Annotated in this window: 15 protein-coding genes and 2 tRNA genes; 8 read left to right on the forward strand and 9 right to left on the reverse strand. The window is 55.2% G+C overall.

The window, feature by feature from the left end:
* Nucleotides 1-185 precede the first annotated feature (185 nt).
* Both ROR01S_RS23665 and dkgB read left to right on the forward strand, forming a co-directional pair.
* Nucleotides 186-262, forward strand: a tRNA-Asp gene (locus tag ROR01S_RS23665).
* Nucleotides 263-426: 164 nt separating this feature from the next.
* A complete protein-coding gene (gene dkgB, locus ROR01S_RS23670) occupies nucleotides 427-1,230 on the forward strand; it encodes a 2,5-didehydrogluconate reductase DkgB (RefSeq protein ID WP_004858179.1) in 804 nt (267 codons plus the stop codon).
* A gap of 61 nt (nucleotides 1,231-1,291) precedes the next feature.
* On the opposite strand, the gene yafC is transcribed toward dkgB, so the two are convergent.
* Nucleotides 1,292-2,194, reverse strand: coding sequence for a DNA-binding transcriptional regulator YafC (gene yafC / locus ROR01S_RS23675; protein WP_004858181.1), 903 nt, complete (start codon nucleotides 2,192-2,194; stop codon nucleotides 1,292-1,294).
* 104 nt (nucleotides 2,195-2,298) lie between these two features.
* On the opposite strand from yafC, the gene ROR01S_RS23680 reads away from it, so the two are divergent.
* The 3 genes from ROR01S_RS23680 to ROR01S_RS23690 all read left to right on the forward strand — a co-directional run bounded on the left by ROR01S_RS23680 (nucleotide 2,299) and on the right by ROR01S_RS23690 (nucleotide 5,244).
* The gene (locus ROR01S_RS23680; protein WP_004858184.1) at nucleotides 2,299-3,486 is read left to right on the forward strand and encodes an MFS transporter; all 1,188 of its coding nucleotides are present in this window, start codon (nucleotides 2,299-2,301) and stop codon (nucleotides 3,484-3,486) included.
* Nucleotides 3,487-3,589: 103 nt separating this feature from the next.
* Nucleotides 3,590-4,387, forward strand: coding sequence for an endonuclease/exonuclease/phosphatase family protein (locus tag ROR01S_RS23685; protein ID WP_015585098.1), 798 nt, complete (start codon nucleotides 3,590-3,592; stop codon nucleotides 4,385-4,387).
* An 86-nt stretch (nucleotides 4,388-4,473) separates the two neighbouring features.
* Nucleotides 4,474-5,244: a class I SAM-dependent methyltransferase gene (locus tag ROR01S_RS23690; RefSeq protein ID WP_004858189.1), complete on the forward strand. Its 771-nt coding sequence runs from the start codon at nucleotides 4,474-4,476 to the stop codon at nucleotides 5,242-5,244.
* Between the two features lie 64 nt (nucleotides 5,245-5,308).
* Here ROR01S_RS23690 and mltD read toward each other — a convergent pair whose 3' ends face one another.
* Together mltD and gloB are read right to left on the reverse strand one after the other, a co-directional pair.
* Nucleotides 5,309-6,676, reverse strand: coding sequence for a murein transglycosylase D (mltD, locus tag ROR01S_RS23695; protein ID WP_004858192.1), 1,368 nt, complete (start codon nucleotides 6,674-6,676; stop codon nucleotides 5,309-5,311).
* A gap of 71 nt (nucleotides 6,677-6,747) precedes the next feature.
* A complete protein-coding gene (gloB, locus tag ROR01S_RS23700; RefSeq protein ID WP_044349653.1) occupies nucleotides 6,748-7,503 on the reverse strand; it encodes a hydroxyacylglutathione hydrolase in 756 nt (251 codons plus the stop codon).
* Nucleotides 7,504-7,536: 33 nt separating this feature from the next.
* On the opposite strand from gloB, the gene ROR01S_RS23705 reads away from it, so the two are divergent.
* The gene (locus tag ROR01S_RS23705; RefSeq protein WP_004858196.1) at nucleotides 7,537-8,259 is read left to right on the forward strand and encodes a class I SAM-dependent methyltransferase; all 723 of its coding nucleotides are present in this window, start codon (nucleotides 7,537-7,539) and stop codon (nucleotides 8,257-8,259) included.
* Here ROR01S_RS23705 and rnhA read toward each other — a convergent pair.
* Complete coding sequence (gene rnhA, locus ROR01S_RS23710) at nucleotides 8,256-8,723, reverse strand: ribonuclease HI (RefSeq protein ID WP_004858198.1); 468 nt, start codon at nucleotides 8,721-8,723, stop codon at nucleotides 8,256-8,258. The two genes, ROR01S_RS23705 and rnhA, sit on opposite strands and share 4 nt — an antisense overlap.
* A 64-nt stretch (nucleotides 8,724-8,787) precedes the next feature.
* Here rnhA and dnaQ point away from each other — a divergent pair, with 64 nt between their 5' ends.
* Entirely contained in the window at nucleotides 8,788-9,519 is a 732-nt protein-coding gene (dnaQ, locus tag ROR01S_RS23715; protein ID WP_015585096.1) for a DNA polymerase III subunit epsilon, read from the forward strand.
* Nucleotides 9,520-9,651: 132 nt separating this feature from the next.
* Nucleotides 9,652-9,728, forward strand: a tRNA-Asp gene (locus ROR01S_RS23720).
* 75 nt (nucleotides 9,729-9,803) lie between these two features.
* Here the strand turns inward: ROR01S_RS23720 and ROR01S_RS23725 are convergent.
* Genes ROR01S_RS23725 through ROR01S_RS23745 form a run of 5 tightly spaced genes read right to left on the reverse strand, consistent with a single transcriptional unit; the run spans nucleotide 9,804 to nucleotide 14,997 of the window.
* Nucleotides 9,804-10,229 (reverse strand): ion channel, encoded by a 426-nt coding sequence (locus tag ROR01S_RS23725; protein WP_064359930.1) that lies wholly within the window; start codon nucleotides 10,227-10,229, stop codon nucleotides 9,804-9,806.
* 1 nt (nucleotide 10,230) lies between these two features.
* The gene (locus ROR01S_RS23730) at nucleotides 10,231-11,253 is read right to left on the reverse strand and encodes a DUF2955 domain-containing protein (RefSeq protein ID WP_064359931.1); all 1,023 of its coding nucleotides are present in this window, start codon (nucleotides 11,251-11,253) and stop codon (nucleotides 10,231-10,233) included.
* Between the two features lie 12 nt (nucleotides 11,254-11,265).
* The gene (locus ROR01S_RS23735; protein ID WP_064359932.1) at nucleotides 11,266-12,360 is read right to left on the reverse strand and encodes an HlyD family secretion protein; all 1,095 of its coding nucleotides are present in this window, start codon (nucleotides 12,358-12,360) and stop codon (nucleotides 11,266-11,268) included.
* Nucleotides 12,357-13,880 carry an efflux transporter outer membrane subunit gene (locus ROR01S_RS23740; RefSeq protein ID WP_064359933.1) on the reverse strand — a complete coding sequence of 508 codons (1,524 nt, stop codon included), beginning with the start codon at nucleotides 13,878-13,880 and terminating at the stop codon, nucleotides 12,357-12,359. Before ROR01S_RS23740 ends, ROR01S_RS23735 begins: the two co-directional genes overlap by 4 nt.
* Complete coding sequence (locus ROR01S_RS23745) at nucleotides 13,870-14,997, reverse strand: AI-2E family transporter (RefSeq protein ID WP_015585092.1); 1,128 nt, start codon at nucleotides 14,995-14,997, stop codon at nucleotides 13,870-13,872. The genes ROR01S_RS23740 and ROR01S_RS23745 overlap by 11 nt, the downstream gene beginning before the upstream one ends.
* Nucleotides 14,998-15,153: the final 156 nt, after the last annotated feature.

The following is a 15,153-nucleotide window of genomic DNA, read 5'->3' on the forward strand; positions in this document are numbered from 1 at the left end:
TTAGAAGTATGGCACTGACCTTTGAGGCAGTTCACTACTCGAAAGAGAGTAGGACAAAAGCGAACGCTTTTGAACGTTGCGAAGCAACGGCCCGAAGGGTGAATCACAGAGTGATTCATAAACTGCCAGGCATCAAATTACGCAGTAAACTGATGTAAAAATCAGTAGTTGTAGAAAAATTCGGTGGAGCGGTAGTTCAGTCGGTTAGAATACCTGCCTGTCACGCAGGGGGTCGCGGGTTCGAGTCCCGTCCGTTCCGCCACTTATTAAAAGCCCTGAGCATTTGCTCAGGGCTTTTTCTTTTTCCGTCGTACTATTGTTGCTGTTTCAGCAAAAATCCTCTGCATTTATCGATCTTTTTCCCCTCTATCGCCTCAGTCATAATCATTCTCAATGAGTTAACACTAAGTAAAAAAGAGGAATTTTATGGCAATCCCTGCATTTGGTCTTGGAACCTTCCGCCTGAAAGATGACGTTGTCATCGCATCAGTGAAAACGGCGCTGGAACTGGGCTACCGTACGATAGATACCGCCCAGATCTATGATAATGAAGCGGCCGTTGGCCAGGCTATCGCCGAAAGCGGCGTGGCGCGTGATGAGCTGTTTATCACCACCAAAATATGGATTGAAAACCTGAGCCCGGAAAAGCTTATCGCCAGTCTTGAAGAGAGCCTGCAGAAGCTGCGTACAGATTATGTCGATCTGACGCTGATCCACTGGCCGTCGCCGAACGATACCGTTGCCGTCGAAGCATTTATGCCGGCGCTGCTGGAAGCGAAAAAGCAGGGGCTGACCCGCCAGATTGGTATCTCTAACTTCACCATCCCGCTAATGGAACGTGCGATTGCCGCCGTCGGTGCAGAAAATATCGCGACCAATCAGATTGAGCTCTCTCCGTACCTGCAAAACCGTAAAGTGGTGGAGTGGGCTGCGGAACACGGTATCCATATCACCTCTTACATGACGCTGGCTTATGGTAAGGCGCTGCAAGATGAAGTGATTGCGGGCATTGCGGCGAAACACAATGCGACGCCGGCACAGGTGATTCTGGCCTGGGCTTTGGGAGAAGGCTACGCGGTGATCCCATCTTCAACGAAGCGTGAAAACCTGGCGAGCAACCTGAAAGCTCAGGATCTTCAGCTGGATGAGGAGGATCGCAAAGCGATCGCCGCGCTGGATTGCAACGATCGTCTGGTGAGCCCGGAAGGCCTGGCGCCTGAGTGGGATTGATCGTCTGAATCAGTACAGTGCCTGGCCGAGTGCGCGAAAAGAGCGGTCGGGAACGCGCGTATCACAGCTCCTGCGGGAGCTGTTTTACGTGCTCGCTAAGAAAGTCGATAAATGCCCGGATGCGCGTGCTAACGGCTCTGTCACTGTAGTAAACCGCGCTGAACGGCATTTCAACCGGCAGGCGTTTCTCGGCCAGCAGTTCAACAAACTCCCCGCGCACAATTTCCTGGTTGACCATATAATCGGACAGACAGGCAATACCATTCCCCGCCAGACATAGCTGCTTAAGGGTTTCCCCGCTGTTCGACGAGATCTCACAATTCACTTCCAGCAGTTGGCCATCGCAGCAGGAGACAGGCCAGGTATTCAACGAGACCGGCTCGGTAAAGCCCAGGCACAGGTGATCTTTCAGGTCAGCGACATTTTTCGGCGTACCGTGGCGAGCCAGATAGTCCGGGGAGGCGATAATTTTGCGGTAGCTGTTAAAAAGCGGCCGGGCGCGAAGGCTGGAATCTGTTAACGTGCCGGCGCGGATCGCGACGTCGACCTTACGCTCAATCAGATTGATAAAGGTTTCTGATGACACCAGCGACAGGGTCATTTCCGGATAACGCTCGCGGAAAGGTTTCACCAGCGGCATCAGGAAATGCAACATCACCGGCGTAGCGGCATCAACGCGTAGCAATCCCCTCGGCGTCGTCCGGGTCTCCAGAAGCTCATTCTCCGCCGCCGCCATCTCCTGCAGAACAATCTGCATGCGACGAAAATAGCGCTCTCCCTCTTCAGTCAGGTTGAGCTGACGGGTTGTGCGGTTCAGTAGGCTGACGCCAAGTTTTGATTCCAGCTTCTTTACCGCCCGACTGACGGCGGAGTTAGCCTGCCCCAGCTGTTCGGCCGCCCGGCTAAAGCTCCCGCTTTCAACGACGGCGATAAAGATGGCTATCTCTTCTGAAGTGGCTCTCATTATTGCACCTGTAGCAAAATTCTATTGAGACTTTGATAGTTTTTGTTATTTAAACACCGCTTCATACTACGTGTCATCTTAATCCTGATGATATGGAGTAAATTATGCCACTGGCGCTACTTGCCTTAACAATCGGTGCCTTTGCTATTGGTACCACGGAATTTGTGATTGTGGGGCTGGTCCCCACGATTGCGGAACAATTGGCGATCTCGTTGCCTTCTGCCGGCCTGTTGGTTTCTATCTACGCACTGGGGGTCGCCATCGGGGCGCCGGTGCTGACCGCATTAACCGGACGTATGCCGCGTAAACAGCTGCTTCTGGCGCTGATGGTGCTCTTTACCGCCGGTAACCTGCTGGCCTGGCAGGCTCCTGGCTATGCGACGCTGGTCTTTGCACGTCTGCTGACGGGCCTGGCACACGGTGTGTTTTTCTCAATTGGCTCAACTATCGCGACGAGCCTGGTACCGAAAGAGAAAGCCGCTTCGGCCATCGCCATTATGTTTGGTGGCTTAACGGTCGCCCTGGTGACCGGTGTGCCGATCGGGACCTTTATCGGTCAGCATTTTGGCTGGCGAGAAACCTTTCTCGCCGTCTCCATTCTCGGCGTCATTGCACTGGTGAGCAGTCTGATTTTGGTACCGAACAACATCCCAGGCCGCGCCAGCGCAAGCCTGCGCGATCAGATAAAAGTCCTCACCCATCCGCGCCTGTTGATGATTTATGCCATCACCGCATTGGGATATGGCGGGGTCTTCACCGCGTTTACTTTCCTGGCCCCCATGATGCAGGAGCTGGCCGGATTTAGTCCATCAACGGTGAGCTGGATTCTGTTGGGCTATGGTATCTCGGTGGCCATTGGCAACGTCTGGGGCGGAAAACTGGCCGACAAGCATGGGGCCGTTGCGGCACTGAAATTTATCTTTGCCGCCCTGGTCGTCCTGCTGCTGGTGTTCCAGTTTACCGCCAGTATCCAGTATGCTGCGCTGGCAACGGTGCTGGTGATGGGGATTTTTGCCTTCGGTAACGTGCCGGGGCTGCAGGTTTACGTAGTGCAAAAAGCCGAGCAGTATACGCCGGGTGCGGTTGACGTGGCCTCCGGCCTGAATATCGCCGCATTCAACGTTGGCATAGCGTTAGGTTCCGTTATCGGTGGGCAAACGGTGGAGCGCTATGGTCTGGCCGAGACGCCGTGGATAGGGGCCATCATTGTCTTCGCCGCGCTGCTGCTGGTAGTGCGCAGTGGGCGTCTGGATAAGTACCGACCGGCAAAGACGGTGAACGTCGAAGGATAAAGGTTTCTCGCGAATTGCATTGAAAGTACCCGTGAAAGTCCCTATAACAGAAGAACCAGCCGCAGTCAGGCTGGTTTCCTGTTATCGAGGTTTGATGCCCAAATTGCGAAAGAACACTTATGCTATGCGCTACGTTGCCGGACAGCCCGCGGAGAGAATTTTGCCTCCGGGGTCATTCGCAAGCGTGGGCCAGGCATTTCCTGCCGGCGTGCCATTAAGCACAGATGAAAAGATCCGCGTCCTGGTGTGGAATATCTTTAAGCAGCAGCGCGCTGAGTGGAAGTCCGTTCTCAAGAACTTCGGTAAAGATGCCCATCTTGTGCTGTTACAGGAAGCACAAACGACCCCTGAAATGGTGCGATTTGCGACGACGAACTACCTGGCCGCCGATCAGGTTCCGGCTCTGGTGTTGCCGCAGCACCCCTCTGGTGTCATGACGCTGGCTTCGGCGCATCCGGTGTACTGCTGCCCGCTGCGCGAGCGTGAGCCGATTCTGCGGCTGGCAAAGTCTGCGTTAGTGACCGTGTATCCGCTGCCGGATACGCGTTTACTGATGGTTGTGAATATTCACGCAGTAAATTTCAGCCTCGGCGTCGATGTCTACAGCAAGCAGCTGCTGCCGATTGGCGATCAAATTGCCCATCACAGTGGACCGGTGATTATGGCCGGTGACTTCAATGCCTGGAGCCGCTCACGAATGAATGCGCTCTATCACTTTGCGCGAGAAATGTCGCTGCGTGAAGTCCGTTTCCCTGACGATCAGCGCCGCCGCGCGTTTGGTCGCCCGCTTGATTTTGTCTTCTATCGTGGGTTAAGCGTACACGATGCTTCCGTGCTGGTGACGCGCGCCTCTGACCACAACCCGCTACTAGTCGAATTCAGTCCCGGCAAGCCTGATTAATTAAGGTATGTCAGGCCTGCCATCGGGCAGGTCTGCGCTCAGCACGATGCTGCCCTTAATTACTCACACAACCGAAGGACAACACAATGACAACACGCTCTCACCATGACAATGTCGAAAAGCAGTTCGGCTCACAGGCTAGCGCCTACCTGACCAGCGCCGTGCACGCTTCCGGGCGCGATCTGCAGCGCCTGGCCGAACGGCTGGCCGATTTCCCACAGGCAACGTTGCTGGATATGGGATGCGGGGCAGGGCACGCCAGCTTTACCGCAGCGGGGCAGGTGGCGCAGGTCACGGCTTATGATTTATCGAGCCAGATGCTGGAGGTGGTTGCTGAAGCCGCAAAAGATAAAGGTTTCACCAATATTGCTACCCAACAGGGGTATGCTGAAACGCTGCCGTTTGCCGATGCCAGCTTTGATGTGGTGATAAGCCGCTATTCTGCCCATCACTGGCATGATGTTGGCCAGGCGCTGCGTGAGGTTAAGCGCGTCCTGAAGCCGGGCGGCGTGATGATTATTATGGATGTGATGTCGCCCGGGCATCCCGTGCGCGATATCTGGCTGCAAACCGTTGAAGCGCTGCGTGATACGTCCCATGTGCGTAACTACTCGAGCGGAGAATGGCTGGCGTTAGCGAATGAGGCCGGGCTGGCCGTCAATCAGCTGTTGACCGATCGCTTGCCGCTGGAATTTGCCTCCTGGGTCGCCCGGATGCGCACGCCAGCGCCGCTGGTGGAGGCCATCCGTTTATATCAGGAGAGCGCATCCGCAGAGGTCAAAGCCTATTTCGCTTTGCAGCAGGACGGCTCATTTACCAGCGATACGATTATGTTTGAAGCGCATAAAGCGCTTTAAAACAAAAAACGCGTTAAAACAAAAAGGCACCGGATTCCGGTGCCTTTTCTATTAAGTCGATATATCAGGAATCTGGCCTGTCGCTGTTCTTCACGTACAGCGTCAGCTGGTCGCCAGGCTTCAGATCACCCGTGCCGCTATTCCAGCGCATCACATCACGTGTATTCACGCCGTGACGTTTCGCGATGCTCGACAACGAATCGCCTTTACGCACGCGATAGGTGATGCTATCGCTGTTGTTGGCAAGACGCTGCGCGCTGCTACCGGCGCCAATCACCAGGTTTTGGCCCACTTTCAACCCAGACCCGCGCAGGTTATTCCACTGCTGCAGATCTTTCGTCGATACGCCAAGACGCGAAGCAATCCCGGAAACCGTATCACCCGAACGCACCTTGTAGCTACGGCTGGTCAACGGCGTGTTGTCCGCCAGCAGCGTAGGTTGCACGGCGGCAATGTCGCCAGAGGCCAGTGATTCACGCAGCTGAGCGGCGTGCTTTTGTGGCACCATAACGTACTTTGGCCCGCTGGCACCGAGGGTTGATCCCTTGACGCCGGCGTTGAAGGTTTTCAGCTTGCCGACGGGTATACCTGCCATATCTGCGAGCTGGCTAATCTCAACCGGACTGTCGAGGCGAACACGCGCCAGCGCACGGCTTTCGTCTGCCGTCGGCAGCTTCACGCCATAACGTTTGCTGTTTTTGAGAATATCACTCAACGCCAGCATTTTAGGCACATACACCTTGGTTTCCCGCGGTAATGGAAGTGACCAGAAATCGGTGGGTTTACCACGCGAACGGTTCGCTTTCATTGCCTTCAGCACCCGACCTTCGCCGCTGTTGTACGCTGCGACAGTTAACAACCAGTCGCCGTCGAACATCTTGTTCAGACGCTGCATCATATCCAGCGCCGCCGTTGTAGAGGCGACGACGTCACGACGCGCATCGTAGCTGCGGGTCTGTTTCAAACCATAATTGCGCCCGGTGCTCGGAATGATCTGCCAGATGCCTGCGGCATTGGCGCCAGACGTTGCGTGCGGGTCAAAAGCGCTCTCCACTATGGGTAGTAATACCAGTTCCATTGGCATGTTACGTTTCTTAACTTGCCCGGCTATCCAGTACATATACGGCTCTGCCCGTAAAGTTACATCGTGGAGATAGCTCTTATTACTTAAATACTTCTGTTTTTGTTCGCGAATCCGGGGATTTTCCGGTATTCCCATCTTTAGCTCGTCGCCTATGGAAGTCCACAGATCCTGGTCTTGCGCGTAGAAGGTTCCATCATCTAACCAGCGCGCTTGACTTGTGAACTTACCTGCTTCCCCTTGACCAGCTGCAGAAAGGCTCTGTGCGTGCTGTTGGACGTTGCCATCGTTTTTCGACGACTGGCACCCCACCAGCAGGACAGAGGCGAGTAAAATCGCTCGTGCCTTCATGTGTGTGTCAATAGTTGCTTAAAAGACGAGCAAGAATAACGGTGAAGGCGGCGAATGACAAGAATTAAATATCAGAAGTCATCTTTCTTTGACCTTAACCAGGCAAATCTCTGCGCAGAGTGTTGCAAATTTGTTTCTTTGGATATTTCTTTAATTAAATCATTGTCATCCGTGCGTAAAAAAATATTTATACGTCGCTCATTTTTCAGAGTTACGGGGAGTGTTTTTTGTTTTTTTGCACGTAACTCATTAACTTTATGGTAGTAATCATTTATATCCCTGTCATGAGGCAGGATACTCAATGCAAACTTCATATTTGCTAAAGTATACTCATGTGCACAACAAATCAGAGTATCCTCAGGAAGCGCGTTTATTTTCCTAAATGATTGATACATCTGATCCGCCGTTCCTTCGAAAAGTCTTCCGCAGCCGCCGGAAAACATTGTATCGCCACAGAAAAGATAAGGTTCGCTGTAGAAACAGATGTGTCCTAAAGTGTGACCGGGCGTGGAAAAAATAGAAAATTCGTGACCCAAAATCATCACCCGATCGCCATCGGCCACCAGGTGAGTGGTGCCTTTATCCTGGGTTTCTGCCGGTCCGTAAACCACAAGACCCGGGAACTTTTCACGCAGTTGTTTTACGCCGCCAACATGATCGTGGTGGTGGTGGGTCAGCAAAATGGCTTCGGGTTGCCAGTGATTGGTCTCGATGGCGGCCAGTACCGGCGCCGCTTCGCCGGGATCGACGATAAGACAGCGGCCGTTCTCCTCACTAAGAACCCAGATGTAGTTGTCCTGAAATGCGGGAATGCTGATAAGATTCATTAATTACCTCTCAAAGCGTAGCGGAAGGTTGCGATGAAGCCGGCAAGGATACCTCAGACAATCACAGCGCCCGAGCACTGGTCCAGTATGCCCTGGGGCGAATACTATCGCGAATCGCTGGAACGGCAGATGAAACCGTGGCTGGCTAAATTATATGGCTTTCATTTGCTTAAGATTGGCAATCTGAGCGCGGAAATCAATACGGAAGCCTGTGCTATCTCTCATCAGGTGAATGTATCTTTGCAGGGCAACCCGATTCAGGTGAAAGCCGATCCGCTGCATCTTCCTTTTGCGGAAAAATCGGTTGATGCCTGCCTGCTGGCGCATACTTTGCCGTGGTGCAGCGATCCGCATCGTTTGCTACGTGAGGCCGACCGGGTATTGATTGATGACGGCTGGATGATTTTGACCGGCTTTAACCCCGTCAGTCTGATGGGGCTGCGTAAGCTGGTGCCGGTATTACGTAAGACGACCCCCTACAACAGCCGGATGTTTACGTTGACGCGCCAGCTGGACTGGCTGGCGTTATTGAATTTTGAGGTGCTGCATTATGGCCGCTATCAGGTACTGCCCTGGTCCAGGCATGGCGGCAAACTCCTCAGCGCGCACCTGCCGGCTCTGGGCTGCCTGCAGCTGATTGTTGCCCGAAAACGGACGGTTCCGCTGACGCTAAACCCGATGAAATCAGGAAAAGCAAAAACGCAGCTGCGTCAGACGGTTGGCGCCACGCGGCAGTGGCGCAACGGGCAGAGTTAGCTTTCTGGCTGGTAGCCGGTGTCGCTCTGCGTCGGGCTGGAGGCGGCAGCGCGTGCCAGCTCATCACAGCGTTCATTTTCCGGGTGACCGGCGTGGCCTTTGACCCATTCCCATTTGATTTGATGCTGACCGAGCGCGGCATCCAGGCGCTGCCAGAGATCGACATTTTTAACCGGTTTTTTGTCAGCGGTTTTCCAGCCGCGTTTTTTCCAGTTATGGATCCACTGGGTGATCCCCTGACGCACGTACTGGCTGTCGGTGCTGAGGATCACTTCGCACTGCTCTTTCAGCGCTTCGAGAGCGACGATTGCCGCCATCATCTCCATCCGGTTGTTGGTGGTGAGGTGATAGCCCTGACTAAAGATTTTTTCTTTTCCGCGATAGCGTAAAATTGCCCCATAACCACCGGGCCCAGGATTTCCCAGGCATGAACCATCGGTGAAAATTTCTACCTGTTTAAGCATCTCTGGTAGACTTCCTGTAATTGAAATCGATAGATAAACGGCAAGTCTGACATAAATGACTGATATGAGCACTGCAATTACACGACAGATTGTTCTCGATACTGAAACCACCGGTATGAATCAGATCGGTGCGCACTACGAAGGACATAAGATCATTGAGATCGGTGCGGTAGAGGTGATCAACCGCCGCCTCACCGGGAACAACTTCCATGTTTATCTGAAACCGGACCGGCTGGTGGACCCGGAAGCGTTCGGCGTTCACGGGATCGCCGATGAATTCCTGATGGATAAACCGGTGTTTGCGGATGTGGCCGACGAGTTTATAGACTATATCCGCGGCGCGGAGCTGGTCATCCATAATGCCTCGTTTGATATCGGCTTTATGGATTATGAATTCAGCAAGCTGAATCGCGGCATTGCGAAAACGAATACTTTCTGCAAAGTCACCGATAGCCTCGCGCTGGCGCGGAAAATGTTCCCCGGTAAGCGTAATAGCCTGGATGCGCTGTGCTCACGTTATGAAATAGACAACAGTAAGCGTACGCTGCACGGGGCATTACTTGATGCCCAGATTCTGGCCGATGTCTATCTGATGATGACCGGTGGTCAGACGACGATGGCATTTTCAATGGAAGGTGAGGGGCAGCAGCAGGCCGGAGAAATGGGAATACAGCGGGTTGTTCGCGCCGCCAGCAAGTTACGCGTGGTTTATGCGACTGATGACGAGATCGTGAGCCATGAATCCCGACTCGATCTGGTGCAAAAGAAAGGCGGAAGCTGCCTGTGGCGCGCCTGAGCCACTGAGATATGCTGTAAAAATCATCTGACGGGTGATTTTTACAGCAAACGATTCAAAACTGAAGAAAAAGCGTTGACGGCGTTACGGGGAATCCGTAATATTCGCCTCGTTCCCAAGGGAACAGTAAGTGGAGCGGTAGTTCAGTCGGTTAGAATACCTGCCTGTCACGCAGGGGGTCGCGGGTTCGAGTCCCGTCCGTTCCGCCACTATTCAGAAAGCCTGAATCAGCAATGATTCAGGCTTTCGTCGTTTCGGCGCTCGTAAAAACAAACTCACCGAGTTCATTTCATATATTTCAATTGCTTGCGAATATGATGTTGCATAACGGCCAGCATGCAGGCGCCGGACAGACCGATCATCAGCGCCCCGTTGACCGCCTCCAGCGGGCCGAGCAGCTTCCATCTGGCGCTCATCACAACATCGCTATACCCCAATGTCGCGAAGTTAACCCCGGAGTGATACACCGCATCCAGCAGCGTCGGAAACTCGCCCAGCCAGACAAACAGCACTCCCCAGAGCAAAATCTGCAGCAAATTACCCATTAAAATGATGATGATGGTGCCAAACAGCGCCAGTACGCCGGCAAGTAGCTCCTCTTTGCTGTGGAAACGCTTGAGATAAAAGCGAATGCACCAGATGGACACCAGAGATTGCAGCAGCATATTACACAGGATAACGGGCATGCCCGTAATCAGCGGAAGCAACATGTTAATCTCCTGAGTGAAGTTCTGTTGAGGATGAGTCAAGGGGGCGCCAGCGCTCGAGAAGGGCGATGCAGGCCCAGCCATAGAGCGCGATGATGAGATATAACGTGCAGCGCATCGCGGCGGCTGTCCAGACATCTTTTGCGGAATCGCTGTCCTGAATCGCCGGCCCGAACAGAATGAGGGCGGTTATCCAGACATTGCTCCAGAAAGAGGGCGGAAACCGTCCCGCCACCAGGCGAACCAGTCGCCGGGCCACCCACAGACTGGCCAGACTCAGCCAGAGAACCAGCATTAGCAGCGACGGCCAGAGGCTAAGACCGAACCACAGCCCCAGCGCCAACAGCGCGCCCAGTAGCGTCGATAGCACCAGTTCTTTCCCCGACGTTTTCGTGGTGAGCGTCGTCGCCTGCTGCGCCAGCGTGACGGTTTTCATCACCGCCGGGATGTAGAACGTCGGGTGGCTCAGCGCCAGAAGCCAGACGGGGAGCACAATGATCACCGCCCGTAGCGCTCTGAGATGGGGAGCGCTGACCGCCGGCGACTCCCTGGGCGGGGGCGCCTGGCCCGGCGATGGCGGGAATAACGCCACCGCCAGCCCGTTGACCAGCGTACCGGTAATAAAACCGATCCCCAGCATTTGCGCCAGTCCTATCGCCAGCGCCTGCTCAATCAGCCCGGCAATGGGAATCACCGCTATCGCCACCACCAGCAGCATCGACAGCGTGGTCTTCCCGTAAAGGCCCATTAACATCAGCTGATACAGCAACAGCGCCGTGAGCAGCACGCCTGGTAGGGCGTAATAGGTCAGTAATGGCACCATCAGAATGCCAGCCGTCATGGTGACTATCAGGAGAGAACCCCTCACGAGACCTTTTTTCAGCGCTAAAGGTTTCCCCTGGCACAGCACAATCCAGGCCATGATGCATCCGAGGTGCGGCATCGGCAGCGCGCTGGCGTAGCAGACCAGCGCAGCCAGTCCGCTACCACAGCTTATTCTCAGTACGGCGCGGTCCACGTTATGCATCGCGCAGGTCTCCTAATAGAGCCAGGAGAACAGGCTCATGACTCGGATATACAGGTAGCCCGCAACGTTCAGCAGGCTACTGCCGCTGGTATAAACCAGCACATCCGCCTGCCCGCCAACCCGCAGGCTGGTGGGCGGCGGGGCATCATCTCTTGCAAAGGCGATTTTAACCGGGAAGCGCTGGGCCTGACGGAGCCAGTCACGATTGTTATCCACGGTAGGGAGGCCGCCGGCCGGCGGGGGTTGCGATGCGTTGATACCATAGCCGATGCTGAGTACCTGGCCGCTAAAAATGTGTCCCGGCATGCTGTCGAGAAGAATTGCCACCTTATTACCCGGCCGGATACGACCGAGGTTATTTTCGGTCATGTCTGCGTTGATCCAGACATCGTTCAGGGCAATCAATGTCATCACCGGGGCGCCTGCGCCAACAAACTGGCCAGCTTCGGTGCGTAAATCGGTAATCAGCCCGCGGCTGCCGGCAATCACGGTGCTTTTACTGCGGTCCAGTTCGGCTTTGCGCACCGCGGCCCGGGCGCTTAACAGCTGAGAATTATTGTCGCCGGCTGCACCGGCGGCTTCGATGGCTCGACGCACGTCGGCGGCGGCGGCGGCCATCTGACTACGGGCGGTTTCCCGGGTGGCCTGGGCAATCTCCAGACGCCGGACGGAAATAGTACCGGGATCTTCACGATAGAGCCGCTCCTGGCGCTCGGCATCTTTCGCGGCATTCTGGTAAGCGGTGGCGGCGGCCTGCAGGCCAGCCTTTGCCGCCACCACGCTTTCACCGTTGGCCTTCACGGCGCTGAGCACCGTGGCATAATCCGAACGTGCGCGCGCCAGGGCGATATCATAAGGTTCCGGATCCAGCTCAAACAGCGGTTCGCCCATAGCGACACGCTGATTGTCACGAACATATACCTTCTTTATTTGCCCGGTTACTTCCGCTGCGACCGGAATGACGAAGGCCTGTACCCTGGCCTGCGAGGTATAGGGCGTCACTCTGTCCGTGACTAAATACAAGCAGATCAGCAGTACAATCAGCACCACCAGGCCGATGGCCGTACGACGGCTGGCTTGTCCTGGTGAAGGGGAGGAGTCATTCATGGCGAAGGTCCTTCTGAAGGGGATGTGGCGGAAGGAAGCGGGGTATTCAGCAGCGGCAGCCAGTTATCACGCTGGCGTAGGTGCGATTCCGTCGCAGCATCGACCAGCGGGCGTGTTCGGCCACTTTCCCAGCCGCCGCCCAGCGCTTTATAAAGCGCGATCAGATCGCGCATCGCCGCACCGCGGCTGCTGACCAACCGTTCTTGTTGGTTGAACAGCGCCCGCTGTGAGTCAAGGACGCGCTGAAAGTCAGCCATTCCCTCACGATACTGTGTGTTGGCTATTTCGAGGGAGCGGCTGGCGGCTTTACCCGTTTGGGTCAGCAACACAATTTCATCTTTATCATTGGCGTAGGCGATGGCCGCATCGTCGACTTCACGCGCGGCCTGAAAGACGGTATCGCGATAGTGTTCGTGAAGCTGGAGAAAACGGGAATCCTGAACCAGAACCTGATTCCCGAGCCGCCCCTGATCCAGCAGATTCCAGCTAAACGTCGGGCCCGCCGCCCAGCTGAGCGTGCCATTACTCTCGCTCCTGCCGCTTATTCCGACGCTGCCGATCAGTGAGATGGACGGGTAGAGCTCGCTCTCCGTCACGCCGATAAGCGCCGACTGTGCGGCCATCTGTCGTTCAGCAGCCCTGACGTCGGGCCGCCGGCGCAGAAGGTTGGCCGGAAGTTCAGACACTAACGAGAGTTCGCCTGACGGGATATCGCCGGTCTGGCTCGCCATTTCCGGCAGGGGGCCGGGTTTGCGTGCCAGCAGCGCGCTCAGGGCATTCTGGCTCTGTGCGAGGCTGGTTTCCAGTTGGGGGATCGTCGAAAGCGTGGAGAGGTACTGGGTTTTTGCCTGCTGAACGTCCAGCTCTGCGCTGTTGCCGCTGAGGAATAACCGCTCGGTGATCTGCAGGCTACGTTGCTGAATCTTCGCATTGCCGCGGGTAATTTGCAGGCGGGCTTCCAGCATGCGGATATTGACGTACCACTGCGCCACCTCGGCTGCCATCAGCACCTGAATATCATCGTACTGCGCTAGCGTGGCGAAATAGCTGGCATCGGCGGATTCGACGCCGCGCTGAAACTTACCCCAGAAATCGATCTCCCATCCCAGATTGACCCCGGCGCTGTAGCGGGTCCCTGAGCTATAGTTTCCCGAACGTTGCTGGCCGGTGCGCAGCAGATCGCCGCTGCCGATCGTCGCCTGCGGTCCCAGTAAACTCTCGGCGATCCCCAGCTGCGCCCGGGATTCCAGCAGACGCAAACCGGCGATTTTGACATCCGGATTTTTTCGCAGCGCTTCGTTAATCAGCGCCGTTAAGGTCGGATCGTTGAGCTGCGTCCACCACCGCGCGTAATCGGCAGGCGTCGACCGGGAAGCCATCCGCTGCGTAGCCGGTTGCCAGTGGCTTAGCTCCGGCGTTTTCGGCGGATGATAGTCTGGCCCCAGCGTCGTGCATGCGGTGAGAACAAGGCCGGCGCCAGCGGTGAACAGGAGACGCCAGGCACGGCGCTCATTGAGCATCTTTGTCGTCCGGAACGACGGGAGTCTGGCTATCGCCGACCTGCCCATCGTTGACCCACGACATGAAGATACGATAGCCGATAGAGAGTAGGGTCGCGCCGATAAACATACCGAGAATACCGCTGGCCGCCATGCCGCCTAATGCACCAAGCAGTACCACAGGCATAGGCGCATCGACACCGCGCCCGAGCATTAGCGGTTTGAGCACGTTGTCAGCCATACCGGCCACAATCAGCAAGATCGTATAGACGATATTCATAGCCGTTCCGTGATCGCCGAGGCTCCACATCAACGCAATCGCCGGTGCGGTCACCAGAATCACCGGAATCTGCGCGATCCCGAGGATCAGCGCCAGAATAAAGAAGATCCCCACGGCCGGAATACCTGCCACGATCATAATGACGCCCACCAGCAGCGCCTGAATAAGTGCGACGCCGATAACGCCCTGCGCCACCGCACGGATCGTGCTGGTGCACAGTTTCACCAAAGATTGTCCTTTGTTCTCATCCGTCAGGCGGATGGCAATGCGCCGGGCGCTGTCTGCCCCGGCGGCGCCCCAGGTCATGATAATCCCCGCCACGATGAAGGAGAGGATAAAACCAAGCAATCCACCGCCCATACTGGCAAGAATGCCGAGGGTAGCTTTCGCGATGTCTCCTATCTGAGTGCGATAGTTGCTAATCAGCCCCGGCAAATCGTTGGACGCTTTTAACCACAGGACGCTAATTTTTTCTCCGACGATGGGAATGGTGGCGATATGTGCTGATGGCGGCGGAATGACGAAAGCACGACCGCTGAGCTTATCAATCATCACGCTGACGCTTTCGCCGAGAGAGCTAATCATCAGCACCGTGGGGACCACGATCAGCACAATGCCGAGCAGGACTATCAGGGTTGAGGACCAGCCCTGTTTTCCTCCCAGCCTGGTCGCAAAATACTGATGAAGAGGGTAGAGGGTGACGGCCAGGATAACGGCCCACAGCATCATATTAAGAAACGGAGAAAACACGGTATAGCAGAAAGAGGCTAATGCCAGGATAAGTCCAAAGCGAATGAACATATCCAGAAAACGGGCAACCAGTCTTTTTTCAACAACAAGCAGATTATTATTTTCCATGATGGTTTGTTCTCGCTGAGAATGCGCGCACAACCGTACCGGTCGGGTAATAAAACCGGACCAGGACCGAGATGGAATCGTTTTAAAAAAGCTGAAAGTTATTTGAAAATGAAGCTCGTTCTTGTTGAATTTTATCCACTTAATGAGTGTAGAACA

The sequence above is a fragment of the Klebsiella ornithinolytica NBRC 105727 = ATCC 31898 genome, from assembly GCF_001598295.1.
GTDB classification, from domain to species: domain Bacteria; phylum Pseudomonadota; class Gammaproteobacteria; order Enterobacterales; family Enterobacteriaceae; genus Klebsiella; species Klebsiella ornithinolytica.

Coding starts and splice junctions, on each gene's coding strand:
- dkgB (WP_004858179.1), top strand. CDS start 427: ATGGCAATCCCTGCATTTGGTCTTGGAACCTTCCGCCTGAAAGATGAC.
- yafC (WP_004858181.1), bottom strand. CDS start 2,194: ATGAGAGCCACTTCAGAAGAGATAGCCATCTTTATCGCCGTCGTTGAA.
- ROR01S_RS23680 (WP_004858184.1), top strand. CDS start 2,299: ATGCCACTGGCGCTACTTGCCTTAACAATCGGTGCCTTTGCTATTGGT.
- ROR01S_RS23690 (WP_004858189.1), top strand. CDS start 4,474: ATGACAACACGCTCTCACCATGACAATGTCGAAAAGCAGTTCGGCTCA.
- mltD (WP_004858192.1), bottom strand. CDS start 6,676: ATGAAGGCACGAGCGATTTTACTCGCCTCTGTCCTGCTGGTGGGGTGC.
- gloB (WP_044349653.1), bottom strand. CDS start 7,503: ATGAATCTTATCAGCATTCCCGCATTTCAGGACAACTACATCTGGGTT.
- ROR01S_RS23705 (WP_004858196.1), top strand. CDS start 7,537: ATGAAGCCGGCAAGGATACCTCAGACAATCACAGCGCCCGAGCACTGG.
- rnhA (WP_004858198.1), bottom strand. CDS start 8,723: ATGCTTAAACAGGTAGAAATTTTCACCGATGGTTCATGCCTGGGAAAT.
- dnaQ (WP_015585096.1), top strand. CDS start 8,788: ATGAGCACTGCAATTACACGACAGATTGTTCTCGATACTGAAACCACC.
- ROR01S_RS23725 (WP_064359930.1), bottom strand. CDS start 10,229: ATGTTGCTTCCGCTGATTACGGGCATGCCCGTTATCCTGTGTAATATG.
- ROR01S_RS23730 (WP_064359931.1), bottom strand. CDS start 11,253: ATGCATAACGTGGACCGCGCCGTACTGAGAATAAGCTGTGGTAGCGGA.
- ROR01S_RS23735 (WP_064359932.1), bottom strand. CDS start 12,360: ATGAATGACTCCTCCCCTTCACCAGGACAAGCCAGCCGTCGTACGGCC.
- ROR01S_RS23740 (WP_064359933.1), bottom strand. CDS start 13,880: ATGCTCAATGAGCGCCGTGCCTGGCGTCTCCTGTTCACCGCTGGCGCC.
- ROR01S_RS23745 (WP_015585092.1), bottom strand. CDS start 14,997: ATGGAAAATAATAATCTGCTTGTTGTTGAAAAAAGACTGGTTGCCCGT.